Annotated in this window: 13 protein-coding genes; 10 read left to right on the top strand and 3 right to left on the bottom strand. The window is 38.0% G+C overall.

Translation table 11 applies throughout. The features are described from left to right. Positions 1-3 precede the first annotated feature (3 nt). Together J7I90_RS07345 and J7I90_RS07340 are read right to left on the bottom strand one after the other, a co-directional pair. Positions 4-1,968: an ABC transporter permease gene (locus J7I90_RS07345; protein ID WP_214769888.1), complete on the bottom strand. Its 1,965-nt coding sequence runs from the start codon at positions 1,966-1,968 to the stop codon at positions 4-6. Beyond that, complete coding sequence (locus tag J7I90_RS07340; protein ID WP_251138045.1) at positions 1,965-2,711, bottom strand: ABC transporter ATP-binding protein; 747 nt, start codon at positions 2,709-2,711, stop codon at positions 1,965-1,967. The genes J7I90_RS07345 and J7I90_RS07340 overlap by 4 nt, the downstream gene beginning before the upstream one ends. Positions 2,712-3,086: 375 nt before the next feature. Between J7I90_RS07340 and J7I90_RS07335 the strand changes: the two genes are divergently transcribed. The 10 genes from J7I90_RS07335 to J7I90_RS07290 all read left to right on the top strand — a co-directional run bounded on the left by J7I90_RS07335 (position 3,087) and on the right by J7I90_RS07290 (position 13,086). Beyond that, on the top strand, positions 3,087-3,449 hold the full coding sequence (locus tag J7I90_RS07335) for a group I truncated hemoglobin (protein WP_098865002.1): 363 nt from the start codon (positions 3,087-3,089) through the stop codon (positions 3,447-3,449). Between the two features lie 135 nt (positions 3,450-3,584). After that, entirely contained in the window at positions 3,585-3,845 is a 261-nt protein-coding gene (locus J7I90_RS07330) for a hypothetical protein (protein WP_214769882.1), read from the top strand. A 401-nt stretch (positions 3,846-4,246) separates the two neighbouring features. After that, positions 4,247-4,450, top strand: a complete 204-nt coding sequence (locus tag J7I90_RS07325; protein ID WP_034315006.1) for an alpha/beta-type small acid-soluble spore protein — start codon at positions 4,247-4,249, stop codon at positions 4,448-4,450. A 233-nt stretch (positions 4,451-4,683) separates the two neighbouring features. Further along, a complete protein-coding gene (locus J7I90_RS07320; protein WP_214769879.1) occupies positions 4,684-5,136 on the top strand; it encodes a YoqH family protein in 453 nt (150 codons plus the stop codon). Between the two features lie 358 nt (positions 5,137-5,494). Beyond that, positions 5,495-5,965: a UPF0158 family protein gene (locus J7I90_RS07315; protein WP_214769876.1), complete on the top strand. Its 471-nt coding sequence runs from the start codon at positions 5,495-5,497 to the stop codon at positions 5,963-5,965. Between the two features lie 1,236 nt (positions 5,966-7,201). Beyond that, a complete protein-coding gene (locus J7I90_RS07310) occupies positions 7,202-8,197 on the top strand; it encodes a LacI family DNA-binding transcriptional regulator (RefSeq protein ID WP_237752163.1) in 996 nt (331 codons plus the stop codon). Positions 8,198-8,389: 192 nt separating this feature from the next. Next, the gene (locus tag J7I90_RS07305; RefSeq protein WP_214769874.1) at positions 8,390-9,835 is read left to right on the top strand and encodes a sucrose-specific PTS transporter subunit IIBC; all 1,446 of its coding nucleotides are present in this window, start codon (positions 8,390-8,392) and stop codon (positions 9,833-9,835) included. Positions 9,836-9,904: 69 nt separating this feature from the next. Beyond that, positions 9,905-11,377 carry a sucrose-6-phosphate hydrolase gene (locus J7I90_RS07300; RefSeq protein ID WP_214769871.1) on the top strand — a complete coding sequence of 491 codons (1,473 nt, stop codon included), beginning with the start codon at positions 9,905-9,907 and terminating at the stop codon, positions 11,375-11,377. Between the two features lie 16 nt (positions 11,378-11,393). After that, entirely contained in the window at positions 11,394-12,368 is a 975-nt protein-coding gene (locus J7I90_RS07295; protein WP_214769868.1) for a carbohydrate kinase family protein, read from the top strand. 220 nt (positions 12,369-12,588) lie between these two features. Further along, positions 12,589-13,086, top strand: coding sequence for a PTS sugar transporter subunit IIA (locus tag J7I90_RS07290; RefSeq protein WP_214769865.1), 498 nt, complete (start codon positions 12,589-12,591; stop codon positions 13,084-13,086). A 705-nt stretch (positions 13,087-13,791) separates the two neighbouring features. On the opposite strand, the gene J7I90_RS07285 is transcribed toward J7I90_RS07290, so the two are convergent. Then, positions 13,792-14,580: a carbon-nitrogen family hydrolase gene (locus J7I90_RS07285; protein ID WP_214769864.1), complete on the bottom strand. Its 789-nt coding sequence runs from the start codon at positions 14,578-14,580 to the stop codon at positions 13,792-13,794. Positions 14,581-14,858 lie beyond the last annotated feature (278 nt).

Genomic DNA, 14,858 nt, shown 5'->3' with positions numbered 1-14,858 from the left:
TTATTAATATTTCTGATTTACGATTTTGTAGTAGAGATTCGCGGAAGACAGATAAAACATTACATAGATCACAAAGTATATAGCAAAGATGAACCAGAGCATGGAGGTAAGCTGCGGGAAATCTTGTACAGAATCCAGGATATAGTATTTTAAAATGAGCCAGCTGTGTAAAATGCCTAAAACTAGCGGAGGGAAGAAAACAAAGAGAAGTTGTTTACGGATCACGCTTTTCAATTCACGGTCTGCGGTACCTATCTTCCGCAGAATGGAATACTGTCTCTGTTCTTCCGTTGCTTCCCGCAATTGTTTAAAGTAAATGACGCTGGCCAATGCAAACAAGGCAATGACAGCCAGGAAAGCAGCAGCAAATAACATTAAAGCTGAACCTTCTATTTGCTTTGAATACACATCAGCAAATGAAGAATAGTAAGTGTCGGGCTTCTTCGTAACAATGGCATGTATATCAGCTGATAAGGATTCAGCCTGCTTCTCATTTTCGATTTCATAAATTTCAAAAGGGACCGTTTTGGCTTTGCTTTTTAAGTTTTGATAAGCCTCATCTGAAATAATCAGGACTGCGGGCTTCAATATCATGGATCGAACAGGGTCGCTGGCCCAGCCTAATAATGCGTAATCTTTCTTCTCTATTAGTTTTAGAGTGATATCTTCATTTACATTCACCTTAAAACGTGGCAGCTGATCGGAGGGGAAGGATTTTGGGAAATCTGTTCCTTGTGACAGAGTTACAGCTTCCATATCTTCTAAATGGATTTCCTCCTGATTTCCACGCAATGAGATGATTTCGTTATATGCTTTTTCTGGAAAAAGAAAAACGTCCTTTGAAAAATACTCAGGGTTCTCAAAAGCAAGGTTCATGTTTGTATTAGGCTTTCCTACTAAGGCTTCCAAAGTTTTATGATATTCAATTGAGTGGTCGGAATTTTTTATCTTAGCATCAATTTTCTCGTTGGTTTCCTTATCCAATGACTGGAACGCTATATCATTCGGTAGATTCCTGCCGACAGCTTCAAACTGGACAGCATAATTGATCGAAACGAATCCAATCAAGAAAATGATGGTGGCACTGAACAAAGAGATGAAGGTAAGGTTTAACGTATTCGACCTTATTTGGAAGCGTAATGACGAGATCCACAATACCCGATTGCCTTCATGGAAGTTATGTTTCTGGCGGATCTTTTGCAGCAGCCAGCCGGAGAACTGACGGAAGAACAAATACGTGCCGCCAATCATGCCGACTGTGACGGCCATCATGGCAAAAGTTAAGTGTTCTTGCCATATGCTTGATTCTTTGCCCCGGCTTATCAGAAAGAATTCCATTGCTAATAACATTAACGATAAAGCTGCCATAATGAACGAAGAAGGTATCGGTTTTTCCATTTTTTCATTTGCATGAAACAACTCCACGAGTTGTACGCGATTGATCATGAAGAAACTTTGGATACTTGCAATGATGGCTAACAAGAGAAACAAGATGATTGTCGACCCGATCGCTTGATAAGGAAAATTCAGCGTAATGACATTGTCGTATTGCATTAAGTTCATTAATGCCATACCGAAAAACTTGGACAGCAGACCGCCAAGGAGTATTCCAATTACAAGTGAAAATGATCCAATGAGCAGATTTTCAACGAAAACCATTCGAGTGATCTGGCTTTCATTCATACCTAGCAGCAAATAGAGTTCAAATTCCTTTTTTCTTTGCTTCATAAAGAAAGAGTTAGCATAAAGAATAAAGAAAATGATAAAGAGGAAGATGACCACCGAGGCAATCGACACCCCCGTTTGAAAACTCTCCTTATTATTGAGTACATCCAATATATCCTCGTTATACATCAGTGATGAGAAGGTGAAATGGACCATAACACCTGTAATCATGGCAAACAGATAAATCGTATAAACACGGAAATTCCGCTGAACGTTCCGGAACGTCATATTCAGTAAGCTCACCTTTGATTCCCTCCCATGGCACTCTGGATGTGAAGGATCCGATCAAAGAAATCACTTTGACTTTGGTCACCTTTATAAAGCTCGTTTACGATTCCCCCATCACGCAGGAAGATGACTCGTTTACAGAAGCTTGCTGCATAGGAATCATGTGTAATCATAAGGATCGTCGTTTGAAATGTTTCATTCAAGCCTGATAACTGTTCCAATAATTGTGTGGCTGATCTCGAATCAAGAGCGCCTGTAGGTTCATCTGCAAAAACTATCGCAGGGTTTGTAATAATGGCGCGTGCCGATGAGGCCCGTTGTTTCTGGCCGCCAGAAACTTCTGTAGGGTATTTATCTTGAATTCCTTCAATATTCAATGCCTGAATGACTGGTTTCAGCCGTCTTTCCATCTCATCCGAAGAGAATTTCCTTAATGAAAGGGGCAGAAGAATGTTCTCCTTAATCGTTAAAGTATCAAGCAAGTTGTAATCTTGAAAGATGAACCCCATTCGTTCTTGGCGAAATGTGCGCAATGCTTTTTTGTTTAAATCCAACAGGGCCTGCTCTTCAAGCCAGACTTCCCCGCCAGAAAATTTATCAATTGTCGATAACACATTCATCAGTGTTGTTTTTCCAGAACCGGAAGGCCCCATAATAGCTGTAAATTCACCCGATGTTATGGTCAGGTCAATATTTTTTAAAACCTGTGACTTTCCATAGGATTTAGATAAGTTTTTAGTTTGTAATACTTTTTTCAACGTAAATCTCCTCCTCATGTTACATACTATAAAATTCATCCCTTTCCCCACCATAGATGTAACAGGAAGTAAGATTACAATTTTGTCACATTACAATTTGAAAATGAAAATAACAGCTTGAACATAAAATGAAATTACCTATATCAATTATGCATTTTCAACAACTTAGTGGCAACAAGTTGAAATAATGGGGTTTAAATGGATATCGATCATTTTCTAATGAACTAACCGGTTCTTTACTTCACTTTCGGAATTTAAGGGGACAGGTTAGTTGCAAGGGTGCTAGAGCAGAAGGAGATACTATTGAAAGATAAGGAATAAAATCAAATTTTCCACAAAGAATACTTCTATTAATTAAAAATTAGGAGTGTGGATATGGAACAAACACTTTATGAAAAAGTCGGCGGAGAAGAAGCGATAGCAAAAGTGGTGGACTATTTTTACTCCGAATTGGTTCTTAAAGATGAGACAGTTAATCATTTTTTTGAAAAAACGGATATGGAAAAGCAACGAAGTCATCAGACAAAATTTATTAGCTTTGCATTAGGCGGCCCAAAACAATATTCTGGACAATCCATGGCAAAAGCGCACCAAGGATTGAATCTGCAACCTGCCCACTTTAATGCCATTGTAAAGCATCTTAACGATGCACTTGCTCATTTTGGAGTGAATGAAGCTGACATAGATACAGCTTTAACTAAAGTTGGTTCATTAAAAGATGATATTTTGTATAAATGATATAATGAGTTAACAGATGCATTACCAGGAGTTGCTCTGGCAGCTCCTTTTCTTATTGTATGTATAGGGAGTTCAACAAGGATTTCGTTTTTACGTTAAATTTTATACAGTTAACGGATTTAGGAGGTGAAAAAGATGAAACGTGCGATAGGAATATTTCTTACCCTTTCATCTTTACTAACATTCTTAATTGTCGACATGCTTTATGATCCTGTTAAGAATAAAATAACAACAACAGATATGAATTCAGTAGTTACAACAACAACAGTACTATATCAATATCCTTTGATGTATTGGGAAATTTGTGTCATTTTAATAATTACTTTTATTCTTGGGGTTTACTTTATCCTAGCAAAGGAAAAGAAATATCAAGAAGATCACCCCAGAATATACTAGAAATAAATGAATCGAACTAATGGGTGCTTTACTTCAATAAGGAAGGTTGCTGAGGCAGCCTTTTTCTTATGGCAATTTCGGGGCAGGATAGGGAAGGAAACAATTAGCTTTAGGGAGAATAATATTTTTGAGGTGACTTTAGATTGAAAAAATATGGTGTAGCAATTCTTTATATATAAGGAGGAGAAAGTCTCTCCCTCAGATTATTTGCCTTTCTTTCTGAAACCCTTCCTTGCGAACCGGTGGCTTCAATGTTTTCCTATGCTCTCCCTTCTAGGGCCACGATGAGTTTTAATTTCACTTAATCATTGCCTTAATTTATTTTGGAATCTATGTATATAACTCTTAACAATATCAAAACCTATGACTAGCAACACATTACATTCATAGGAGCTGACAACATGGCTAGAAATAACAACAATAATCAATTAGTAGTTAATGGTGCAGAGCAAGCTCTAGAACAAATGAAATACGAAATCGCTAGTGAATTCGGTGTTACACTAGGCGCTGATACAACATCTCGTGCAAACGGATCTGTTGGTGGAGAAATTACAAAACGTTTAGTGCAAATGGCTGAACAACAATTAGGCGGAAGAACTCGTTAATCGAAATCATATGTATTGTTAGGGATAGTGATTGTACTATCCCTATTTATAATTCTCCAAATCAAAAAAGGAACAGAAACATCAGTTGCTGTTATTTTGCTATGTCGCAGTACGAATAAACTACGTGGAAACAAAAGCTTAATCATTTTCATTAGCTTGTAGAACTAAAGGGGCAGTTGGTTGTAGAAGGACTATCTATATTTAGAACATAATGAGGGTAAAAGAGGTGTTATATGAAACGATTTGTTTTGGGTATATTTATTATCTCAACTTTTGTTATTTCTCCTTTACAAACAAGTGCAACAACTATGCCTTGTAGTATGGTATTGGAACCAATTGATAAAAAGCTTACAAATGCAAAGGGAACAGCCTTGGTTTATAAAGTGCAGTTACGCCCGCAAAGTTTTGTACGAACTAATGTAAGTATTCTGGGGGTACACCTGCCAGAACCATCTTCTTATGGGAATTATGATAGCTATGAAGGTTTTGCTTTTATACCAGACGAAATTAGTTGGCGTTTCAGGCTTTATCCTTCTCCAGAAAAAGATAGTCCAACTTGGGCTGGGAAATTTGATGAAATTACAGCAAAAATGGAAAATGTAGAAGTGCAGGTGCGTCTTTCTAATTTAAAGACTGAAAAATTGGGACCCAGTATATTAAGAAGCAATATAAAATACTGTAAGTAGCTATAGAACTAACGGGTGCGTTAGCTGAAGATCGGAGCTGTCTTTAAGGCAGCTTTTTCTTTATGGAACTAAGGGGCAGGTTAGTTCAATAATTCATTTGATTTTTTGGTAATATCTATAAAGGGATGGCGAGAATTATGATGAATAAAAATACTGTTTCATTGTTATGCTTATCTACTGCTTCTATTGCAGCCGGTATGGCACTAAGATATTTTTAATTATTATATGATTATTGGATTTGGTTTAGATGGTATCCTTATTAGCTACTAGGTTTTCGCTTGGGAAAAATAATTCAGATAATTAAATCGTTTGTTAAGCTAACGGATGCATTAATAAAAAATTGAAGGGTGATCAATAATTGAGAAATCCAGTAAAGATTCAGGCCATTATTGAAGAATTGGAAATGCAGTTTGATGAGTCTCGGACATTTTTAAATGTAAAAACTGGTGAAATCATTTCAGTAACTTTGGATGACTTGAGAGCAGCTGAAGATGAAGAAGAATTTGGGCATTTACCTGAGTGGGAACAAGAAGATAGAAAAGTTGCTCGTGATGTATTTGAAAACTTTGAGAATTACAAGGAACTCCCAACAAAATATGAAGTAAATGAATATGAGATTATAGAAGACTTTTGCTTTACTGTTAGTGATGAAAGAAAGCAAGATAAATTATTAAGTTCAATTAAGGGGAAGGGTGCCTTTAGAAGGTTTAAGGACAAAATTATTGACTTTGAAATGGAGGACCAATGGTATTCTTATCGTGACGAACGATATAAACAAATTGCGATTAAATGGTGTCTAGACAATAACATAAACTTTATTGATAATTAGCATTTAAAAATGTATGGCACGAGACATATGGCTGAACAAAGAGCTGTCTTTAAGGCAGCTTTTTCGTGCGCCCGGCATGGGTGCAATCTATAGGGTGAAAGTCCCGAACCATGAAGGCAGTAGTAGTGGTTAGCTTAATGCAAGGGTGTCCTCGGTGACGTGGAATCTGAAGGAAGCAAGCGGCAAACCTCCGGTCTGAGGAACACGAACTTCATATAAGGCTAGGTATCATTGGAAGAGTTTGCGAAACAAAACAAAGTCCTTACTGCCGAAGGTTGTACAGAGTAAATGAAGCAGATAGATGGAGGGAAAGATTCCTCTCTTACCCGGGGAGGTCTGATGACAGCCAAGTACACTTGGTAACCTGTCCAGTGATGGACAGCTGAATCATCAGAAGTCAGCAGAGGTCATAGGACTTGTCTACTCGAGAAGATAAGGAAGGACCGAACAGATTAAAGAGGATGAATACTAGGCGTTCGTTATCTGCGAAGAAGCAAGCAATCCCTAACGGAACTTATTTGAAGGAAGAAGTGGTGAATACACGGGGAACTTCAAAAGGGCGGAGCAGATAAAGGCACAAATAGCTAGGCTCCTCCTCCTACTTGATTTTATTAAAACTATCGGAGCAAATTAGAACAATAAGTCCTATGGTATAATTCTGCTAATAGTGAGTTTTCGGGGGTAAGTCAATGAATAATCATGATTATTTTAATGATGAAAACTATACTGGTAATCACCTTCATGTAGATAAATGGAAATATGAGTTCACTCCATAAATAGAAGCAATTGCTTGGGTAAGAAAAGACAGTTCAATGGACTTGTTTTTTAATGATTTCGCAGATGATAAGGAGTTTCAAGCGTTATTTAGTGATAAAGAATAATATTATAATGAACTTATGGGTGTATTCCTTGGTAATGTTAAAACGAATCAGGAAGTATACGAAATGATTCAATTGGGTTGATGGAGTGCTATACCCATTTAGGAAGAGAGCTAAATAGAAAAGAAAGGGTTTTTTCTCTCTTAATGGTTAGTTCTATTTATCATTATATAAATGTACCCTCTTTACTAATTTCCATATTTTACACATCCTGCTTGGAGGTGAATGTGTTTACATTTAAATTTGCAATGATAACGTTGTAAAATTTCCTGTTTAAATTCAACTATATTCACCGCTTAATTTACTGAACATATTGGTGTATAATAAATAAATCCATATAAAGACGGAGATGAATGCTTTGGTTACAATTACTGATATCGCGAAGCTTGCCGGAGTTGCTAAGAGTACAGTTTCACGTTATCTAAATAATGGTTCTGTTAGTGAGGCAACGAAAAATAAAATCGAACGTGTGATAAATGAAACCAGCTATGCTCCTAATGCCTTCGCTCAAAGTTTAAAAGCAAAGAAAACTAATATAATCGGTACCATCGTACCGAGACTTGATTCGTATGCTTCTTCTCATACGTTAATTGGCATTGATGAACAATTAAGAGAACTAAATTATCAAATGCTGATCTCAAATACCGGTCAGGATTTAGATCGGGAAATTGAAAATATTTACACACTGGCTAAGCAAAAGGTTGCGGGAATGATTTTGCTTCCATCCCAAGTTACAGACGCCCATTTAGAGGCCTTCAAAGAGCTGCACTTGCCCGTTTTACTGGTTGGTCAGCAGCATGAAACTATTCACAGCATCATACACAATGATTATGAAGCAGCATATGATCTCGGAAAACATGTGCTGGAAAAAGGTCACCGTAAGATTGCTTATTTGGGCGTAACAGGAAAAGATATTGCTGTAGGAGTCATGCGAAAAAAAGGATTTCAGCGGGCGATAGATGAAAAATCAGACTGTGAAGTAAGGTATTATGAAACAAGCTTCAGCATAACAGATGCATTAATCAATGTCCCCTCTATTATTGAGGAATTCACTCCCTCTATTATCGTATGTGCAACTGATAATATAGCGATTGGTGCTTTGAAAGCAGCTTATTTAAGAGGTTTAAAAGTTCCAGAAGACTTGTCGATCACTGGATTTGGAGGTTATGAAGTAACAGAGATGATACACCCAGGCATAACTACAGCGAAATTTTACTACAAAGAAGCAGGACAAATGGCAGCTAAAAGTATCGTAAAGCTTGTTAACGGGGAAGAATTACCAAAATTATCTCTATCAAAATATAAAATTATTGAAAGAGAAAGCGTTGACAATCGTTTACTACACCGATTATAATCAAAATGAAATCGGTTACCAAATATTTCTCTCTAAAATGTAACCGGTTTCTGTGAATCAACTTGTTGATATTATATTTTTTTGGTTTACGTTGGAACCGGTTCCACTGCTTGATATATTCATATGTTTTTTTGGATTCAAACGGAACCGGTTCCAAGCCAGCGTTTATAAACGTTTAAAAGGAGGATCATTATGAATTATAAAGAAGTATCCCAGGAAATATTGGAGGCAATCGGCGGGAAAGAAAATGTGGCAGCTGCAGCACACTGTGCGACTCGGCTCCGCTTAGCTTTACATGATGAAGATAAAGTCGATCAAGCAAAACTAGATGAGATGGATGCAGTAAAGGGAACATATTCAACTGGAGGACAATACCAGATTATTATCGGTGCGGGAACTGTTAATGAAGTATACAAAGAGTTTTCAAAGCTAACTGGACTTACTGAAATGTCGACGAAAGATGTAAAAGATGCTGGTTCGAAGAAAATGAATCCGCTTCAGCGCTTTGTAAAAATGCTTTCTGATATTTTTGTTCCTATTATTCCTGCAATTGTTGCCGGCGGTCTATTGATGGGGATTAACAACTTGCTCACAGCACCTGACTTATTTATCGCAGGGCAATCCATTGTCGAAGCTAACCCGGGATTCGCAGATTTAGCAGCTCTGATTAATACATTTGCCAACGCAGCATTTGTATTCCTTCCCATCTTAATCGGTTTCTCTGCCACACAGCGGTTTGGCGGAAATCCTTATCTGGGTGCTACACTTGGAATGCTAATGGTTCACCCTGACTTATTGAATGGTTGGGGATACGGAGGAGCCTTAGTAAGCGGTGAGATTCAGGTCTGGAATATTCTCGGATTTCAAATTGAAAAAATCGGATATCAAGGCACTGTGTTGCCGGTACTTGTTGCTTCCTTTATTTTAGCAAAAATAGAAACGTATTTGCGAAAAGTAATTCCTTCCGCACTAGACAATATTCTAACACCATTATTGACAATTTTTATTACTGGTATCTTAACGTTCACAGTAGTAGGACCGATTACTCGTGCTACAGGGAACTTATTAACAGACGGTCTCATTTTCTTATATGATGGAACTGGTTTTATCGGAGGAGCTATATTTGGACTTCTTTACGCACCAATCGTTATCACAGGTATGCATCATAGCTTTATTGCTGTAGAAACACAATTACTTTCTGATATTTCAAAAACTGGGGGCTCTTTTATTTTCGCAATTGCAGCAATGTCCAATATTGCTCAAGGTGCAGCAACCCTTGCAGTTACTTTCATTACGAAAGATAAAAAAACAAAAGGTACGGCATCTGCAGCGGGTATTTCGGCTCTTTTAGGGATTTCAGAACCTGCAATGTTCGGTGTTAACTTAAAACTGAAGTATCCATTTATTGGAGCAATTATAGGTTCAGGAGTGGCTTCTGCTTTCGTCACCTTCTTCAAAGTAAAGGCGATTGCACTTGGCGCTGCAGGTTTACCAGGGATTATTTCAATCAAAACAGATACAATTATCTTTTATATAATTGGTATGGCCATTTCATTTGCTGTTGCCTTTATCGCAACATTCAGTTTAGCAAAACGGACAGATAAAAAAGTTGCTGCACTTTCTCGAAAAGCAGCCTAATTTATTAATATGAAAAGGGCTGTCCGAAACAAGGAACAGCCCTCTGATTTTTTAAAGGAGTCTGATCACATGGGATGGACAAAAGAACAGCGTTATCGACGCGTTGAAGATGTTAATCAGGTAGAGCTACAAAATTTGCAAACAAGAGTAAATGAATGCACATGGCGACAAACCTTTCATATACAGCCTTTATCCGGCCTACTTAATGACCCTAATGGCTTCTCTTTTTATCATGGAGAGTACCATTTATTCTACCAATGGTTTCCACTTGGTCCTGTACATGGGTTGAAGTATTGGTATCATACGAAATCAAAAGATCTTGTTTCTTGGGAAAATGCCGGCATCGGGATCGCACCGGATGATTATTATGACAGCCATGGAGCCTATTCGGGAAGTGCTATTGAATATGAAGGAAAACTATATTTATTTTATACCGGCAACACCCGTGATGAGAATTGGCAAAGACATCCCTATCAATGTATCGCCATCATGGAGAAAACGGGACAAATTGAAAAATTGACCCATCCATTCATTCGGGACGTACCAGAAGGATATACTAATCATTTCCGCGACCCGAAAGTTTGGAGAGAAAATGATACCTTTTATGCAGTAATCGGTGCACAGCGGAAAGACAAAACAGGATGTGTCGTCCTTTATCGTTCCTCCAATCTAGTAAACTGGACCTTTGAAGGAGAGTTACAAACTGACCTTGGAACTTTTGGATATATGTGGGAATGTCCGGATTATTTTGAACTGCAAAACTATGGTGTACTGATGTTTTCTCCACAAGGTTTGGAGCCCAAGGGAGACCTTTACCACAATATTTATCAATCCGGTTATGTTATTGGCAGCAAGCTAGATACAATAACCCACTCACTATCACATGGCTCTTTTCAGGAGCTTGACAGAGGCTTTGATTTTTATGCGCCGCAAACAATGGTTAATCCTGACGGAAGGCGTATCCTTGTCGGATGGATGGGATTGCCTGAAATCGACCTACCCACAGACAAAAATGGCTGGGCGCATTGTTTAACACTGCCAAGAGAATTATCTGTTCGAAACGGCAAGCTGATTCAGCGGCCAGTGCAGGAACTTCAAGCGCTACGCAGGCAGGAAACTGAAGTAAAAGGTGTTTTGAAGAACACCAAGAACATATATGAAGAATTCAAAGGAGTATCCTATGAAATGGTATGTGAATTTGAAAACAACGATGCCGTTGAATTTGGTATTGAATTCAGGGCCGGTGATAATGAAAAAACGGTCATTAAATATGATACTGTAGAGAAAAAAGTCATTCTTGACCGTTCTTCTTCAGGTGAGACCGTTGGAGAAGCTTATGGAACAATCCGAAAATGCTTTGTGAATACCAAAAAAATTAAGTTTCATTTATTTGTAGATACCTCTTCTGTTGAGATTTTCATCAATGACGGTGAAGAAGTATTCACGAGCCGGATCTTTCCTCGTGAAAACAGAAATGAAATTCGTTTCTTTGCATTATCTGGAAGCACCACTTTTCAAGCAAAAAAATGGAGTTATGTATGAAAGCGAGAGGTAAGGTATGAAAAATTTATATGCAATCGGTGAAGTATTAATTGATTTTATCCCCCTTCAAAAAGGAATCGCACTAAAAGATGTAATGGAATTCGAGCGTGCTCCAGGAGGCGCTCCAGCGAATGTTGCTGTATCAGTTGCCAGAAATGGCGGCAATGCATCGATAATTACTAAGCTCGGAATGGATTCATTTGGGGACTTTCTTTTAGAACAATTGCAGCAAGCCGGCGTGAAAATAGATAAAATTACGAGAACGAATGAAGCCAACACAGGCCTTGCTTTTGTATCTTTGCTTGAAAATGGTGAACGTGATTTCTCTTTCTACCGCAATCCTTCTGCAGATTTGCTGCTTCATGAGACTGAAATTAACGATAGCTGGTTTGCAAACGGAGACCTCCTCAACTTCTGTTCAGTCGATTTAGTGGAAAGTCCTATGAAGCATGCTCATGTGAAAGCCATTACTTCCGTAAAAGCAAAAGGCGGAATCATCAGCTTTGACCCAAATGTCCGCCTTCCGCTTTGGACTGATCCTGAAGAATGCCGAAAAACGATTTTAGAGTTTGTTCCAATGGTTCATATTGTGAAAATTTCTGATGAAGAGCTTGAGTTTATTACCGGGATTACTGACAAAGAAAAAGCAATTTCTTCGTTATTTACTGGTGCTGTTAAAGCAGTAATTTATACAAAAGGAGCTCAAGGTGCCGAATTATATGTAAGAGGTAAAAAATACGAATCAACCGGGTATCGCGTAGGCGTACAGGATACAACAGGGGCTGGGGATGCATTTATCGGAGGCTTGCTGTATCAGTTGTTAGAAAAAGACGTTCGGCAAGGAAATCTGGAAGAAGTTCTTGAACTTCATCACCAAGAAATCCTAAGCTTTGCAAACGCTAGTGGCGCTCTTACTACGACTGGAAAAGGAGCAATCTCTTCCATTCCGGCCAAAGAAGCGATTTATCAACTGCAGCAAATCGATCAATAATGGCGCCTGCCCTAAACGGAAAAGTACCGACCGATTGGCTTGCTAAGTTGATAAGGACCTATTAAAAGGCCTTGGAGATGCAGGCGTTTTGGAGGTAGGAAATAACATCTAGGCAATTTTTAGACCGAAATCAGACTAGCTAAAAGAATAAATCAAAAAAGTGATTGCTTAAGAAATTTGCTGTTCAGCCAGAATATTAAAAATAATTGGAGGTATTACCTTGTTAAAAAACTTATTTGGAAAAAAGACAAAAATTTCGGAAATAAAATTAGTATCGCCAATTGAAGGAGAAATTTTAAAGCTTGAAGATGTACCGGATCCAGTTTTTTCACAGAAAATGATGGGAGATGGTATTGCTTTCTTTCCTACTGAAGGGAAGGTAGTGGCGCCGGCTGATGCAAAAGTCATCAATGTCTTCCCGACGAAGCATGCCATTGCATTGGAAACGGCAGAAGGGCTGGAAATATTGATTCATATTGGATTGGACACGGTTAACATGAAAGGAGAAGGGTTTTCCGTTTGTGTGGCAGAAGGTGACCAGGTTAAAGCAGGAGACATATTGGTCACCTATAGCCTTGAACTAGTAAAGGAAAAAGCATCAAGTACTATTACACCGATGATTATTACCAATGGAGACATTGTGACACATTTAGAGTACCACTATAGTGGACAATCTGTAGCCGGTAAAACGACCGTTTTGGTAGTTACCTTAAAATAGGAGGATGAGTAAAATAGAAGAAACTCGTTAAAGAACTAAAGAACATATGACCAAGAGATGTACACCCCAGAAATGGGGTGTTTTTATTTTAACTAAAATTGATATCATAACTTAACGGAATTGTGTTACTTTAGGGTGATAATTTGCACTTATTTTAAGTGCTATTTTGCACGTATATTATTACTGCAGTATTCCGGGCTGCCATTTGGTGACCTTTTCGCTTAATGAACTCTCATGAAAATTAAAAAAGCTCAAAATCCGGAAAAAACCACAACAACATAGACTCAGTAAAAACGCTTTTTAAAAAAGGCTGAGCCTTATGAGTGATCTGATTGAGTTTGGTCAATCGTTAAACAAAAGCCTCCAATCATAGCAAATTAAGTAGGGGCTAGCGCGACGACCAAAAAAGGATTAATCTCCCATGAGTGCTACCCATAAAGGGCGCGACAGTCGGTGGTACACCGTGGTCGTCGGAGTTAGACTAACGGATGGGCTCAAAGGCACCATAGTTCAACGACCTTCTTCGCCATCCATGAAGCGCTGATTTTTGCGCTTCATGGATGGCTAACGGGGAGTATAGTTGTATAAGAAGGTATCTAATTATATCCTTATATGAATTTTCCATGTAAAACTTATGCTTTGAAATACTATAAGAATTAAACCTAAAAAGCTACTCCAGATTGTATATCTGGAGTAGCTTCTACTTTATAACTTTCTATACTTTTCTGGTACTCTGGAATCGAATATGGGAACATCTTTTCTTATTTGAGGTACTTTTTCTAAATCTAAAGTTGCCTTTAATTCACCAACTTCTTGATCTAATTTTTGAACAATGTCTCCCCATGGATCTACAATTTGTGAGCAACCTGCGAATTCCACTCCTAACTTTGTCCCCGTTACATTGGATGCAACAACATACATTTGGTTCTCAATTGCGCGTGCGCGAAGTAACGTATTCCAATGTTTCTCCCTTGCGAGCGGCCATTCCGCTACGATATGTAACACTTGAATACCTTGTAATGCTAAGTCCCGAATAATTTCAGGGAATCGTAAATCGTAACAAATAATAATCCCCATTTTCACACCTTCAAGTTCAAATACTTCCACTTGATTATGACCGCCTGTTAAAAACTTGGGTTCATCTAACATCGGAACAAGGTGCATCTTGTCATATGTATGAACAATTTCACCCATTCGATTTACAATAACTGCACGATTAAAAATATCTTGACCTTCGAGTACAGCAATCGAACCACCCACCAAGTTTACAGTAAACTTCTTAGCTAGTGATTGTAAAAATTCAATTGATTTATTACCATCCACTTTGCAGATTTCTTTCAATTCTTCCAACGCATAACCCGTCGACCACATTTCAGGAAGTACTACAACGTCCAAATCATCACTGTAGTTAGCTTCTAACCAGCGTTCAATGATTTTCCTATTCTCTTCTGGATTCCCAACTTCTAAATCCATTTGAAATACCAAATAATTCACTTTATTCACTCCTCAATATTATTCAGTAATGAAGTAACCGGTTTTATTAACAACCATAAGCTGCAAAAACTCAGGGATTATTTCAGTATTGCTAACCAAGGTAGGCGCAGCAAATCCCATTTAACTTAATGAGAATCGTCTATCTTCCAGTAGATAGGTAGGTAACAAAACTAAAAAGAAAGTAATGATATATAAAACAACAAAATATTGCATTCCTAACGCCCAAAATCTATAACTTTTTCAGAAAAGTATTCCATGGTGCTCTAACTTTGGCAGTA

It is taken from the genome of Bacillus sp. ISL-57 (genome assembly GCF_018613135.1).
Taxonomy (GTDB): Bacteria; Bacillota; Bacilli; order Bacillales; family DSM-1321; genus Peribacillus; species Peribacillus frigoritolerans.
This window is presented reverse-complemented; position numbering and strand designations above follow the sequence as displayed.

Bases quoted from the DNA above. Each gene is read 5' to 3' on its own strand.
- J7I90_RS07335 (WP_098865002.1), top strand. From the start codon at position 3,087: ATGGAACAAACACTTTATGAAAAAGTCGGCGGAGAAGAAGCGATAGCA.
- J7I90_RS07330 (WP_214769882.1), top strand. From the start codon at position 3,585: ATGAAACGTGCGATAGGAATATTTCTTACCCTTTCATCTTTACTAACA.
- J7I90_RS07325 (WP_034315006.1), top strand. From the start codon at position 4,247: ATGGCTAGAAATAACAACAATAATCAATTAGTAGTTAATGGTGCAGAG.
- J7I90_RS07320 (WP_214769879.1), top strand. From the start codon at position 4,684: ATGAAACGATTTGTTTTGGGTATATTTATTATCTCAACTTTTGTTATT.
- J7I90_RS07305 (WP_214769874.1), top strand. From the start codon at position 8,390: ATGAATTATAAAGAAGTATCCCAGGAAATATTGGAGGCAATCGGCGGG.
- J7I90_RS07300 (WP_214769871.1), top strand. From the start codon at position 9,905: ATGGGATGGACAAAAGAACAGCGTTATCGACGCGTTGAAGATGTTAAT.
- J7I90_RS07295 (WP_214769868.1), top strand. From the start codon at position 11,394: ATGAAAAATTTATATGCAATCGGTGAAGTATTAATTGATTTTATCCCC.